The 12745-nt window shown below is 46.7% G+C and carries 12 protein-coding genes; 10 read left to right on the forward strand and 2 right to left on the reverse strand.

Annotation, left to right across the window (positions count from 1 at the left end; all coding sequences use genetic code 11):
• Window positions 1-162 precede the first annotated feature (162 nt).
• From DPF91_RS00385 to DPF91_RS00420, 8 genes are all read left to right on the forward strand, one after another.
• Entirely contained in the window at window positions 163-2196 is a 2034-nt protein-coding gene (locus tag DPF91_RS00385) for a TonB-dependent receptor domain-containing protein (RefSeq protein ID WP_117232453.1), read from the forward strand.
• A 113-nt stretch (window positions 2197-2309) separates the two neighbouring features.
• Window positions 2310-3083, forward strand: a complete 774-nt coding sequence (locus DPF91_RS00390) for a DUF3450 domain-containing protein (RefSeq protein ID WP_117232454.1) — start codon at window positions 2310-2312, stop codon at window positions 3081-3083.
• A gap of 1 nt (window position 3084) precedes the next feature.
• Window positions 3085-4446, forward strand: coding sequence for a MotA/TolQ/ExbB proton channel family protein (locus DPF91_RS00395; protein ID WP_117232455.1), 1362 nt, complete (start codon window positions 3085-3087; stop codon window positions 4444-4446).
• On the forward strand, window positions 4446-5003 hold the full coding sequence (locus DPF91_RS00400; protein ID WP_117232456.1) for a MotA/TolQ/ExbB proton channel family protein: 558 nt from the start codon (window positions 4446-4448) through the stop codon (window positions 5001-5003). The genes DPF91_RS00395 and DPF91_RS00400 overlap by 1 nt, the downstream gene beginning before the upstream one ends.
• The gene (locus DPF91_RS00405) at window positions 5000-5404 is read left to right on the forward strand and encodes an ExbD/TolR family protein (protein WP_117232457.1); all 405 of its coding nucleotides are present in this window, start codon (window positions 5000-5002) and stop codon (window positions 5402-5404) included. The genes DPF91_RS00400 and DPF91_RS00405 overlap by 4 nt, the downstream gene beginning before the upstream one ends.
• Window positions 5404-6021: an energy transducer TonB gene (locus DPF91_RS00410; protein ID WP_117232458.1), complete on the forward strand. Its 618-nt coding sequence runs from the start codon at window positions 5404-5406 to the stop codon at window positions 6019-6021. Before DPF91_RS00405 ends, DPF91_RS00410 begins: the two co-directional genes overlap by 1 nt.
• Window positions 6018-7172, forward strand: coding sequence for a tetratricopeptide repeat protein (locus DPF91_RS00415; RefSeq protein ID WP_117232459.1), 1155 nt, complete (start codon window positions 6018-6020; stop codon window positions 7170-7172). The genes DPF91_RS00410 and DPF91_RS00415 overlap by 4 nt, the downstream gene beginning before the upstream one ends.
• Window positions 7173-7264: 92 nt before the next feature.
• The gene (locus tag DPF91_RS00420) at window positions 7265-8065 is read left to right on the forward strand and encodes a siderophore-interacting protein (RefSeq protein ID WP_241033726.1); all 801 of its coding nucleotides are present in this window, start codon (window positions 7265-7267) and stop codon (window positions 8063-8065) included.
• Window positions 8066-8264: 199 nt separating this feature from the next.
• Here the strand turns inward: DPF91_RS00420 and DPF91_RS00425 are convergent, their stop codons facing one another.
• A complete protein-coding gene (locus DPF91_RS00425) occupies window positions 8265-9428 on the reverse strand; it encodes a threonine/serine exporter family protein (RefSeq protein ID WP_117232460.1) in 1164 nt (387 codons plus the stop codon).
• Window positions 9429-9541: 113 nt separating this feature from the next.
• Window positions 9542-11167, reverse strand: coding sequence for a VRR-NUC domain-containing protein (locus tag DPF91_RS00430; protein ID WP_420855564.1), 1626 nt, complete (start codon window positions 11165-11167; stop codon window positions 9542-9544).
• Window positions 11168-11313: 146 nt separating this feature from the next.
• On the opposite strand from DPF91_RS00430, the gene DPF91_RS00435 reads away from it, so the two are divergent.
• Window positions 11314-11787, forward strand: a complete 474-nt coding sequence (locus DPF91_RS00435) for a DM13 domain-containing protein (protein WP_117232461.1) — start codon at window positions 11314-11316, stop codon at window positions 11785-11787.
• A gap of 82 nt (window positions 11788-11869) precedes the next feature.
• Window positions 11870-12715, forward strand: coding sequence for a mechanosensitive ion channel family protein (locus tag DPF91_RS00440; RefSeq protein WP_117232462.1), 846 nt, complete (start codon window positions 11870-11872; stop codon window positions 12713-12715).
• The last annotated feature ends 30 nt before the right edge of the window (window positions 12716-12745 follow it).

Here is a 12745-nt window from a genome sequence, read left to right on the forward strand (position 1 = left end):
ATAAGCATATGAAGACTATGAGTTTGAATAATAAAAAATCACTATATTCATAAAGTGAATACTGAGAATGTTAAATGAGAATGAAACTCATATTGAACTATCCACAAATTAAATATCTAATGCAAACCATTCTCATTAACACTCACAATTAAGAATATTATCATGTCAGGGAATTCAATCTTCACTCGCAAACCATTAGCAGCGGCAGTGGCTGTTATTTGCTCTTCAATCACTTTCGGCGCGCACGCTGAAACCGCTCAGATGGAAACTGACGAGCAAATGGTAGTAACAGCGACTCGTACTGAGACCTCGCTCAAGACAGCACCAGCATCAATGTCGGTGATTACTGCCGAAGATATTGAAAACAACCCTGGCATTACATTGGGTGACATCGTTGCAGAGGCAACCAGTGTTCAAGTGGATCTAGACAGCACACGCGCTGGCCGCCAAACGGTATCTATCCGTGGTATGGATGCAGATTACACGCTGATTATGGTTAACGGTCGTCGTATGAGCTCTGCAAGTGCGATTATTCGTGGTAATGATTTTGACTTAGCGACAATCCCTGCTAATTCTATCGAGCGTGTTGAGATCATCCGTGGTCCTATGTCTGCACTGTACGGTTCAGACGGTATGGGTGGTACGATCAACATCATCACTAAAGCCCCAACTAACGAGTGGCAGTCAAGTCTGAGTACTGATATCGCTACCCCAAATGATGGTAACGGTGGCCAACAACACTCTGTCGGTTTCACCACCTCTGGTGCACTAATCGAAGATGAACTATTTGCTCGTTTTTCTGTAAACCAAACAAGCCGTGATGCATGGCAGCCGTATACTGGTATCCGTAATGACAAAGGCGAAATTACTGACCGTTCTGATATCACCGCACTCGAAGGGCGAGACACCATCAGCCTATTCGGTACGCTTTCTTGGCACGCGACAGAAAATCAAATCATCGACCTTGACCTTGGCTATAGTGACGACGAACGTGATACTGCTGCAGAATACTCAGGTGGTGTTAACGAATCCAACGCCAATGTAAAACGAAACAGCCAAGCCCTAACACATACTGGTTTTTGGGGTTGGGGTGATACACAAGTTCGTTACTCTCGCGAGAACGTGATTGACAAAAATGCAGCAGATGTAGGCAACTCTACACGCGATATTGAAGAACTAACTCAAATCCTTGAAGCATCAGCTACCACTTACCTAGGTGATAACCACACGGTTACCTTTGGTGTAGATTACCAATTAAGCGAGTTGACCAACGAAGAAAACATTACTGGCAGCTCAGCAGAGGCGTACCAAGGTGCACTGTTTATCCAAGACCAGTGGACAGTAACAGACAAGCTGACCGCAACATTGGGCGGTCGTCTAGATAAGCACGAGCTGTACGGTGAAGAGTTCTCACCACGTGTATATCTGGTGCACCAAACGACGGAAAACCTTGTTATCAAAGGTGGTGCGGGTAAAGCATTTAAAGCACCCTCACTCACACAAAACCATTCAGGATACGTTGTAGCAAGCTGTAAAGGTGGCTGTGACCTTTACGGTAACGAAGACCTGAAACCAGAAACAAGCTGGAACTACGAGCTAGCAGCTATCTACAGCCAACCGACTTGGGAAATAGAAGGTGCGCTGTTCCGAAATGAAATCGAAGATATGATCGACCGTGGTGATATCATTTGTAAAGACGGCGACGAGTACGACAGCACCGAGCCTGGCTGTGTGGTGTCTGGAACTACTGACACTTATACTGCGTACCGCACCTACGAAAACATCGCAGAAGCAGTAGTACAAGGTGCGGAGCTCGCTGGTCGTTTCCAAATTACCGAGCAATGGAGCATCAACGGTAACTACACCTACCTAGATACAGAAGACAAATCTACTGGTGAAGAGTTGCTAGAACGCTACAAGCATTCTGGTCTGGTGAAGGTTAATTGGAATCCAACTTACGACTTGACCACTTTCGTCAGCGCTAATTACCGTGGTGAACGCAAGATTGACACCGACATCACGCAAGACGCATACACAACGTTAGACTTTGGTACGGTTTATCATGTTAATGACGATGTTAGACTCCGTGCTGGTATTTCAAACCTAACCGATGAAGCTGTATCAAGTGAACTTGAAGCCCAAGGTTACGTAATGGAGCCAAGAACTTACTACGTAGGCATGACAGCTGACTTCTAATTCGCTAAATTCATAAAGCCCCCACGCAACTTTGGTTGCGTGGGCTTTTAACGTTAAGGAACTGGGCAATATTGAGCACAACGCTAGAGCCCAAGAACACAAACTGAGAACACATGTTTAAGACACCTATCGCATTAGGTCTCCTCATTGCCCTACCTTTCAGTGCAATGGCGTCAGACCTGACTAATGCACAGAGCGTACAGAGCAAAACGAATGCTTCCTCTGCGGCGAGCCAACAGCGCATCGATAAGAGCGCTGAACAGTCGATCAAATTTCAAGCTGAGATTGAACAGCTTCAGCAAGAAGTGAAAAACCTGCAGGTTTATCAAGACCACTTGAATGCTTTGGTTGTCAGCCAAGAGCAAGAAGTCTCGAGCCTTGAAGGTCAAATCGACGAAATCAAGTCAACACGCCAAGGTGTGGTGCCTTTGATGTACCAAATGATCGAGGGTCTTAAGCAAAACCTAGCGCAAGATGTGCCAATCAAACCCGAGCAGCGTGCAGAACGCATTGCCAAGCTGGATAGCATGATGACGCGAGCCGACATTGCCGATGCAGAAAAGTACCGTCGTATCCTAGAGGCGTACCAAATCGAGTTGGATTACGGCACCAAGCTTGGCCTGTACCAAGGTCAGATCACAACCCACGACAAACAGCTTGAAGTCGATATATTGCACATGGGTCGCCTATCTCTCATCGCGCGTAGTCTCAATGGCCTCAATTATTGGTCTTGGAATGCAAATCAGCGAGAGTGGCAGTCATTGGATTCATCTTTGAAAACTGAGCTAGATAAGGCATACAGCATCGCGGCGCAACAAACTGCGCCAAGCTTAGTGACGCTACCTGTTTCTCTTGTTACATCAACATCACAGCAAGAGGAACAATAATATGAAGCATCCTCTAATCACTTCTGCCCTTCTGGGTCTTATGCTTGCCTTCACAGGTACAGCGAACGCAGAGACGACTTTAGCTCAGAAAGCGCAAGTCGAAAATCGTGCACAGCAGAAGCACAACTCGACTCGTGAGTCTCTGTTCAACAAAACCGAGGCAGAACTCAAAGCACTGCGTACAGAATTAACCAAACAACGCGAAACGCTTCAAAAACAAAATGATGCGCTAGCCGCGACATTTAGCCAAAACGAAGACAAGCTTGCGCGTCTAGAAGAGAAGCTACGCCTAGAGACAGGTAGCTTAGGTGAAGTATTTGGTGTTGTTCGCCAAAACGCAAAAGAGCTTCAAGGTGAACTGGAAAGTTCGGTGACTTCTGCGGGTTCTCAATCCTACACAGCAATTGTTGATGACATTGTCGCGGCAACTAAACTGCCCTCTTTGCCACAGCTGACAGGCCTTTGGAATGCGTTAGATGAGCAAGTCAAAGCCACAGGGCAAGTTGATGAAACAACGATTCGCTTCATCAATGGTGACGGTGAAAGCCAACAAGTGGAAGCGATTCGTTTAGGTGCTTTTGGGCTAGTTTCAGAGCAGGGTTACCTTGCTTGGGACGGCCAAAAGCAAGAAGCACGTGCTTATGTAAAGCAGCCAGAAAAAGGCCCTACAGCTCAGTCACTGCAGCCAGTTGTTGATAGTCAAACACTAATTACCGTTGTCGACCCATCACGAGGCATCATGTTAGAGCAACTTGCCCTAACCCCTAGCCTGATGGATCGCCTGCAAGCCGGTGGTGTCGTGGGTAAGATCATTCTCGGTCTACTTGCTATTGGTTTGATCATTGCTCTGTTCCGTGGTGTGAGCTTATTCATTGCGCGCCAAAAAATCCGCGCTCAGCTTAAGAATCCACAAACCCCTGGTAATAACCCTCTAGGTCGAATTCTAGCTGTATACGATCCATCAAAGAATCGCACGGTAGAAGCGCTTGAACTTCGTCTGCTTGAGTCGGTTGTAGATGAGCAAGCACACCTAGAACGCGGCCTATCGATGCTGAAACTCCTTGCTGCACTCGCTCCTATGTTAGGTCTGCTTGGTACGGTAACAGGTATGATCGAGACTTTCCAAGTGATCACTCAATTTGGTAATGGTGATCCTAAAGTGATGGCTGGCGGTATCTCAATGGCCCTTGTCACAACGGTATTGGGTTTGATTGCGGCTATGCCTTTACTACTGGCTCACAATATTTTGAGCTCTCAAGCAGAGAACATTCGCAACATTCTAGAGAAGCAAGGCATCGCTCTGGTTGCTGAGCAAGCAGAGAAAGATCTAGACGCTAACCCATCTGTCGGTAAGGCGGCGTAATGGACAGCTTGTTCTCCCTACTTCCGGTAAGCCTATCCAGCAGTGACTGGTTGATCGCCTTGCAAAGCTTTATGCAGCAAGGCGGCCAAGTTCTGTGGTGGTTATCCGGAGTAGTGGCGCTGACTTGGTTACTGATCATTGAACGACTCATCTATTTGTTCGTTCAATTTCCTAAGCAACGTAAAGAATGGACAGATGCATGGCATGCGCGTTCGGACCAGAACTCATGGTATGCGCTCTCTATTCGAGAAGGTTGGTTAGCTCAAGCACAACGCCATCTATTTCAGAATTTGAACTTTATTAAAGTGCTCGTTGCTATTTGTCCAATGCTTGGACTGCTCGGTACCGTTACCGGCATGATCTCTGTCTTTGACGTAATGGAAAACCAAGGCAGCAGCAACCCTAAGCTCATGGCATCAGGCATTTCACTTGCAACCCTACCGACAATGGCGGGAATGGTTGCTGCATTAACTGGCATGTTCTTCCATGCCCGCTTAGTGAAAGCATGCCAAGTGCGCGAAATTAAACTCGAGAAGTCGTTAAGGAGCCACCGATGAGACTTGGTCGACGTCACCACAAATCTGAAGAAGCACAAGTCGATTTGACATCTATGTTGGATATCGTCTTCATCATGCTGATCTTCTTCATTGTTACTAGCTCATTTGTTCGTGAATCTGGGGTAGAAGTAAACCGCCCTCAGGCCTCAAATGTGGTCAGTCAAAAGGATGCGGGCATCTTCATCGCTGTGACTTCTTCAAACGATATCTACATCGATAAACGTATGGTTGATGTAGAGCGTGTTCAGGCAACCCTAGAACATTTACTACTGGATAAGCCTGATGCTTCGTTAGTCATTCAAGCAGACGAGCACTCATACAACGGTACCGTTGTAAAAGTGATGGACGCAGCCAAGGGTGCTGGTGTGAAAAGCATCGCTTTAGCAGCGGAGAAGAAGTAGTGGTTCGACTATTACTTGCCACTCCATTAGCCCTAGCGAGCGCCTTTGCACTGTTTAGCTTCATGGCTTGGATGGTTGATACCAGCCACCGCAGAGCTCCTGAGCCGAGCGAGGCTCTGAGCTTTAACATGGTCATGGCTGAAAACGAACAGGAAGTGCAACGTCGTAAGCGCAGTGTTCCAGAGCAACCCAAAGCGCCAGAAGTGCCTGAGCAAATGCCGACTTCTCAAGTTGATACCCAGCAGACTCAGCTAGCACCTATGGCTCAGCCTGCTTTGGGCCTAAATACAGCGGTGGAAGGCTTGGCGATTAGCGCCCCTAAGTTTGGAGATTTTGGTGTTAACCAACAAGTGTTGCCACTTTATCGCGTCGAACCTCGCTACCCGCAACGAGCATTAAAGCGTGGTTTGGAAGGATACGTGATCATGAAGTTCACGATCGACTCCACGGGTAAACCGGTCGACATTGAAGTGGTGGAATCTAACCCAAGTCGAGTGTTTGACCGCGAAGCAAAGCGTGCGCTTACCAAATGGAAATATCAACCGAAAACCGAGGGCGGCCAAGCCGTACCACAATACGGTCAGTCGGTTAAATTAGAGTTTAAGTTGGCGAAATGATCAGATTATGGCTAGCTCTGAGTTTACTTGTCGCATCAGCAAATAGCATTGCGGAGCAACTCAGCCAATACACTGCTGTACGTGTACAAAAAGCGAACGAGCTTGCACAAAACGAGCAATTGAGTGAAGCGATAACCAAACTCAAGGAAATCGATACCAGTCGCGCTTACGACCAAGCATTTGTGGCTCGTATGCTGGGTGTGTTTTATTGGCAAAATGGCCAAACCACCCTTGCCATACCTCAGCTTAACAATGCAGTAGAGAGTGGTTTACTGCGCGATGAGAACGCATGGATCACCGAGCGTATGCTTGCGGATCTTTACCTCACCGATCAGCAGTTCAAAAACTCACTAAAACACTATTACGCGCTACTGAAAAACATTCCAGAAAACCAGAACGGTGACGATATCTGGTTCCGTATTGCACAAGCGCACTATCAAGTCGAAGAGTGGAAAAGCGTAATTCCTGCAACCGATAAATACCTGACAACCAAGCCAGAAGAGCCTAAGCAGCCGCTATCTCTGAAGCTTGGAGCGCAGCTACAGTTGAAGCAATGGAAAGGCGCAATCAGCACCCTTAAGCGTCTGATTGATATCGAACCTCAAAACGTTGAGTTTTGGCGTCAATTAGTCGGTTTACACATGCAACTCAACCAGCATCGTTCTGCACTCGATACGCTGGCTTTAGCCAAACTCCAAGGGTTAGAACTGAGCCAGAACGACAGACGCCTGCTGGCTCAACTGTATGCAAAGCGGGGGATCCCTGAACGAGCAGCGCTAGAGATCAGTGAGTTGGAAGAGGCAGCCTCAGACGTTGACCTACTTGTCGAACAAGCCCGCTACTGGCAGATGGCTAAAGAGTGGCAAAACTCAATCGACATCTGGCAAAAAGCCGCAGCCATCGATGCAAAGTACCATTGGGAAACCGCACAGTTGTTGCTCCAGCAAGGTCAATATCAGCAGGCCTTGACTACACTGAATAAAGTGAAAGGCAGAAAAGAGCAGGTTGCACTGGCCAAGACACGTGCACACTACAAACTTGGTGATCTTGAAAAGGCAGTGGTTCAAGCGAAAGCAGCCAATGACATCAAGCCATCAAAACAAGCTGAAAGTTGGGTCAAATACCTAAACCAACTTCGTCAGCAATCATAACTGTACATCAGTAACAGCGCGTCAATAGCGCACATAAATCAATAACGTAAGCTAACTCAGTAACGCAAGCTAATTAGAAAATGAAGGACGTTATGCAAAAAGATATGCAGAAGAAAAAGAAGAAGCCCTCACCAAAACTGATGACCGTCGCTTCGACACAACAGATTACTCCAAACATGCAGCGCATCACGCTACAAGGCGAAGCTCTGGCTAACTTCCCACAGGACTGTGAAGGTAGCTACATCAAGCTAATCTTCAATGCTGAGGGTGGCACGGACATCGATTTCGCTAACATGGGTGAAGGACAACGCCCGTCTATGCGCACTTACACCATTCGTCGTATTTCACATGAAAATCAAACGATTGAAGTTGATTTTGTTCGTCATATTACCCACGACCTGCAATGTGGTTTTGCTGGTCGCTGGGCAATGAATGCACAAGTTGGTGACCAGATCTTCATCGCAGGTCCAGGTGCTATCCAAGACTTGAATACCGATGTTGATTGGTTCTTCATGGCAGCAGACATGACCGCCCTACCCGCTCTTTCGGCAAAAGCGCGTCTATTGCCAGCCGATACAAAAGGCTATGCAGTGATTAAGGTGCTTGAGCAAACTGATGTTCAACCACTTGAAGTGCCAGAAAACCTAGAGGTCATTTGGGTAACGGAAGAATCTTTAGAAGATAAAGTGCGTGAGCTTGATTGGCTAGACGGTGAAGTCTCGGTTTGGGTTGCGTGTGAATTCGACTCAATGCGCGCACTGCGCACTTATTTCCGCAACGAGAAAGAAGTCGACCGCGAAAACATCTACATCAGCAGCTACTGGAAACAAGGCGTATCAGAAGACGGTCATAAGACAATCAAACAGCAAGATGCGCAGGAGTATGGTGAGTAGAAATGAGTCGCTAGTTTATAGTTCCTAGATTACAGGTCCTAGTTCCTAGACAGTACTGACTTTACTTGGGGTCAGAGTTTCAGTTAGTTCATCATTATTCAATGCAGATGAACCTACGTGGACTCTGACCCCGAGCTTTAGAACTCATTTTATCTTCACAATCTATAATCCATAGAGCGAAGCTCGTCCCGCAACCTACTTATCTCTCTATCTTCGGCGAATAAATCGAGTACGCCGTCACCTGCCCTGCGACAATGGCCGAGAACATAAACAGCGCCGAGAGCCCAATACTCGGGATTGGCAAAACAGATTGCTCAAACACCGACTGACTCGCGCTCACCAATACACGGCTACCCGGTACCAGAATAATGATCCCCTGAACAATGTAGATGGAACCCGTCAGGTTCATCTTCTTCGCCAGCCAAGTACCGTAAAGGGTAATCAATACGGTGGTAATCCACGTACCTACAACCCAACCACTGTCAAAGCCGAGATAGAATGGGCCCCACATGCCGAGTACGGCAACGGGAAGTCCAAGCAGAATATCTAACGGGCGCGCATTAAACATCACGCCGATACTCACCGAAATCAATGGCAGACCGAGTACATGTAGCCAATCAGGAACTTGGTTGGTATAAGATAGCGACTCTGCTTGCCCCCAAATTGCTTCACCGATATTGAGCCCCATGACAATACCAACAAACAGCTTTATTAAGGTCAAAAAGCTCTGCCCCAATAAACTGGTTCCAGACACCAAATCATTGAACGCAAGACACTCTAATGAGTTAGCAATGGATAACCCAGGAACAAAGAGAACGATAGAGGCAATACACAGCGCCCAAACCGGTACTGGCACCCCTGTACTGCTGATCAGTGCAACACCAATACCTGTCAGTAGCGCTGCAAGAAAGTCTGCGGCAATCGCACGACGTGAATGAAGTAGCTCTTGGCACATAAACACCATCAAGCCAAGCAGGACCGAACAACCAATCGCTTCTAACGTGCTACCCACCAGCATCAAATAAGCCGGTGGAATGCCCATATTGGCAAGCGCAAACACCCACTTAGGATAGCGAATCGGCTCTGGGATAGGCTCACTGCTTGGTTGATTGATACGAATAATCGTATTGGCAAGCAAGCTGAGGTTAATAGATGCAGGCTGTAAACGCTTCATCACAACCGCATTATTATCGTCAGGAAATTGATAATTGATCGTCGTTGGTGTCGCTTGGATCATCACATCCACACCATGCTTTTTTGCATAATGTTGCGTGTATTTTTCTACTTTATATGGAGCACATCCACTGCGGTGAAGGGTGTCACCGATCTCGACGATTTTATTAATTCTAAACTGGCTTGGCATAGCATTCTGGAAGCAGGATATTTTGTGCGGCAAAGGTATCAAACGTTTGCGTCAAAAACGAGGGAAAATTGGACAAATACCCCTAATTATCCGCCCGTAAAATATTCAATTAACTATTGATTCACATAACAAACAGAAACCGGCACGCCAATGCGTTGAAATTGCCTTATCCAACGCCATTGATTATCTTGCAATTTGTCACCTGGGCCTTTCACTTCCACCAACTCATAATCCCGACTCGCACCACTATGTCGAAACACAATCAGGTCGGGGAAACCGGTTCGATATAGCTTGAGATCGGTCAGCATCACCTTAAATATCTCGCTCAAGTGCTGCATCGGAATATGTACTAGCGCTGTTTCGATCCACTCTTTACTGACGACTTTCCAAGAAACAAACGGATTGCTGATCCCAACTTTACGGTCGTAGTTTTCTACGATGTAATCGATAGAGCCTGATTCAATGCGACTAAATACCTCATCAATCTCATGCTGACGCTTCTGTGCAAACTCACGGCGATAGAGATCTTTCGGTCGATGTTGGTAAGCATTGACGAATGCCCCCTCAACTGGCGCGAAGATCACATCCCAAAAAGCCAAACCAAATAGAGCATTAAACAGAGTATTCTCAGCGTAAAGTACTTGGTTATCGTAAGTAGTCAGGTGCTCTAAAGTTGCGATTTCTACGCGTTGTTGTGATAAATCCAAGTCTAACCGAAGCTCATCGACTTTCGGTTTTTCTGCTCTTGGAACCTTGATGCCTTGTTTGCGTTTAAGCCTTGCTTCTAGCCGTTGAGCCACTTCAAACTCTGAAACATCCCAAGGAGCATCCAAGATTAACGTCACCCACTCTTGCATTGAATCGACATCATCCAAAGCATCATAGATACGTGCGAGTCGCTCCCGAGAAGGCGGGATTTGGGCTTGCTCAAAAGTCGCTATCGCCTGTGGATAGAGCTTCTCACGCTCGAGGTCTCTAGCAATGGCATTCATGCAGCGCTGCTTTTGTCTTAATACGTGGCGATGATTGACTTCATCAGGCAACGCCTCCAACCACCGCTTTAACTGCTCGCTATCCCTTGAGCCCATTAAATAGTGTGCTTCAGCAACCGCGCCTATCGCTCTCAACTGTTCAATATCTTCTCGACTATTGAAGAAACGTAGGTCAACGCTGAGAGGATAGTCTTCAAAGCGATGGAGACCTAGATCTTCCAGCACAAATTGACTCAGATCCTGATAGCGATTTGCAAAAAACAGAATCAGCAGCACATCGATAACCTCATCCGCCAACAATTCAACCACCGTAAAGGCCAACCGCCCTTTGTAGTCAAACACCTCATCCGAGAGCGTTTCGATTAACTGACCTTTCGACAAACCTTTATTGAGTTCAGGAAACAATGCCAACACCTCAGGTTTAGTCAGCACGCTCAATGAAAGGTCACGCGCACCTAAGTCAGGGCTCAGCAAGACAAAGTTCGCCTCTTGCAATGCATCCAATGATAGTAACGTCGAGGCGATTTCATCGTAGCTGAGCTTGTCACTACGAAACCACTTTCCTTTGCGAGACATTAAGCGCACCAACAAGCATTGGCTATCGTGGTCTAACTGCTGAAATCGTTGAATCCAATCATGCTCGCTCTTGGTTAGAAGATCAGAGTAATAATCCAAGGTGTGACGAACCAAACGCTGGAAGTTAGCGAGATAATAATCAGGGGCAAGTACAGGCGTTTCTATATGCATAAGCGAATTATGGTCGGCCACTTGGTGGAGGTAAAGAACAATACGTTATCTAAGCGCTATCACTGGCTTTTATCTTGCGAAGCCACCTTTGTTAACATAAAGTTAACTCAAGCTATCAAGTCTTTGATATTAAAAGGTAGGTTCCTATGAAGAAGTTGATGTTACTCATCTCGCACAGCGCCATGTTGCTGGTTGGTTTTGCACTCGGTGTCTATGCCCTACCCATTTTGATCCAACCAGAATCACCAGACCAACAAAGCGTCGCAAGCGTACAACAATCAGCAATGTTCTCGGGGCAATTCAGCAAAGAACGAGCAGATAGCGATTTCCTTCACTGGGGGGAAGGCGAGATTTCGGTCTCTCAAGGGATGGTCGCATTCGAAGGCGAGCTTGCACCTGGTCCGGACTACAAACTTTACCTATCACCCACTTATATCGAGACCGAAGCCGATTTCGCAACTCATAAAGACTCAATGGTAAACATTGGCGATGTGAAAACATTCGACCGCTTCACCCTCGAAGTGCCAAGCAGCGTGGATGTCACTCAATACAGCAGCGTCATCATCTGGTGTGAAACCTTTGGTGAATATATCACCTCTACTCAATATCAAAAAATATAAAAATTTAAACAAAACAATGACATTATGGTGAGTTATGGGGGTAACATAACCTTCCTCCGGTCAAATAAAGGATTGAACTGCAGTGGCGTATCTACAAATCATTATCGACTTTTTCACCCAGCATAAATTCGCCCTGACTCTTCTCATCATCACCATCATCATGCTGGTGCGTCGATTGGTATTGTGGCGAATCCGTGGTGATGTCGACTTCATTACCGAGGACCAACGCAGCTGGATGTCGCGTACCAAGAACGGTACCTTTGCACTTAGCGTGATTATACTGTTTGTTCTTTGGAAGTCGGAGATCAGTGAGTTTGCGCTGTCAGTAACGGCCATTGCGGTTGCTATCGTCGTCGCTTCTAAAGAGATCATTCTTTGTTTTACGGGCTCAATTCAACGCGCAAGTTCACGTTCATTCCGTATTGGCGATTGGATAGAGGTCGGGAAACTGTGTGGAGAAGTCATCGAACACAACATGATGGCTACCGTGATTCAAGAGATAGACCTACATCACGGTCAATACCACTACACGGGTAAGACAGCGACACTGCCCAACAGCATGTTCTTCACCTATCCAGTGAAGAACCTCAATTTCATGAAGCGCTATGTTTACCACAGCTTTTCCATTGTGGTACCAGAGTTCAATAACCTATACCCAATGCTGCCACCGCTACTGGGTAAGATTGAAGACCACTGCCAATCGTTCAACGAAGTGGCTCGTCGATATAATGCGATCATAGAAAAGCGTGCCGGCGTTGACTTACCGGGTGCAGAGCCACACATTCACATCACCAGCGGCGGAACAGGAGAACAAGTTCTGCACTTCATGATCTTCTGCCCAACAGACAAAGCGCCACACCTGGAACATGAGATCCGTCGAGATTTTATGGAAATGTACGGAGAGTACTTTCCAAAACCGATTGAATAAACACACGAACTAAAAAAGCCTCATGCAATG

The organism is Vibrio maerlii (assembly GCF_003415655.1).
Taxonomy (GTDB): Bacteria; Pseudomonadota; Gammaproteobacteria; order Enterobacterales; family Vibrionaceae; genus Vibrio; species Vibrio maerlii.

What these genes read in the sequence shown, in the direction of transcription:
- DPF91_RS00385 (WP_117232453.1), top strand. Translation starts at nt 163, where the DNA reads ATGTCAGGGAATTCAATCTTCACTCGCAAACCATTAGCAGCGGCAGTG.
- DPF91_RS00390 (WP_117232454.1), top strand. Translation starts at nt 2,310, where the DNA reads ATGTTTAAGACACCTATCGCATTAGGTCTCCTCATTGCCCTACCTTTC.
- DPF91_RS00395 (WP_117232455.1), top strand. Translation starts at nt 3,085, where the DNA reads ATGAAGCATCCTCTAATCACTTCTGCCCTTCTGGGTCTTATGCTTGCC.
- DPF91_RS00400 (WP_117232456.1), top strand. Translation starts at nt 4,446, where the DNA reads ATGGACAGCTTGTTCTCCCTACTTCCGGTAAGCCTATCCAGCAGTGAC.
- DPF91_RS00405 (WP_117232457.1), top strand. Translation starts at nt 5,000, where the DNA reads ATGAGACTTGGTCGACGTCACCACAAATCTGAAGAAGCACAAGTCGAT.
- DPF91_RS00415 (WP_117232459.1), top strand. Translation starts at nt 6,018, where the DNA reads ATGATCAGATTATGGCTAGCTCTGAGTTTACTTGTCGCATCAGCAAAT.
- DPF91_RS00420 (WP_241033726.1), top strand. Translation starts at nt 7,265, where the DNA reads ATGCAAAAAGATATGCAGAAGAAAAAGAAGAAGCCCTCACCAAAACTG.
- DPF91_RS00425 (WP_117232460.1), bottom strand. Translation starts at nt 9,428, where the DNA reads ATGCCAAGCCAGTTTAGAATTAATAAAATCGTCGAGATCGGTGACACC.
- DPF91_RS00430 (WP_420855564.1), bottom strand. Translation starts at nt 11,167, where the DNA reads ATGCATATAGAAACGCCTGTACTTGCCCCTGATTATTATCTCGCTAAC.
- DPF91_RS00435 (WP_117232461.1), top strand. Translation starts at nt 11,314, where the DNA reads ATGAAGAAGTTGATGTTACTCATCTCGCACAGCGCCATGTTGCTGGTT.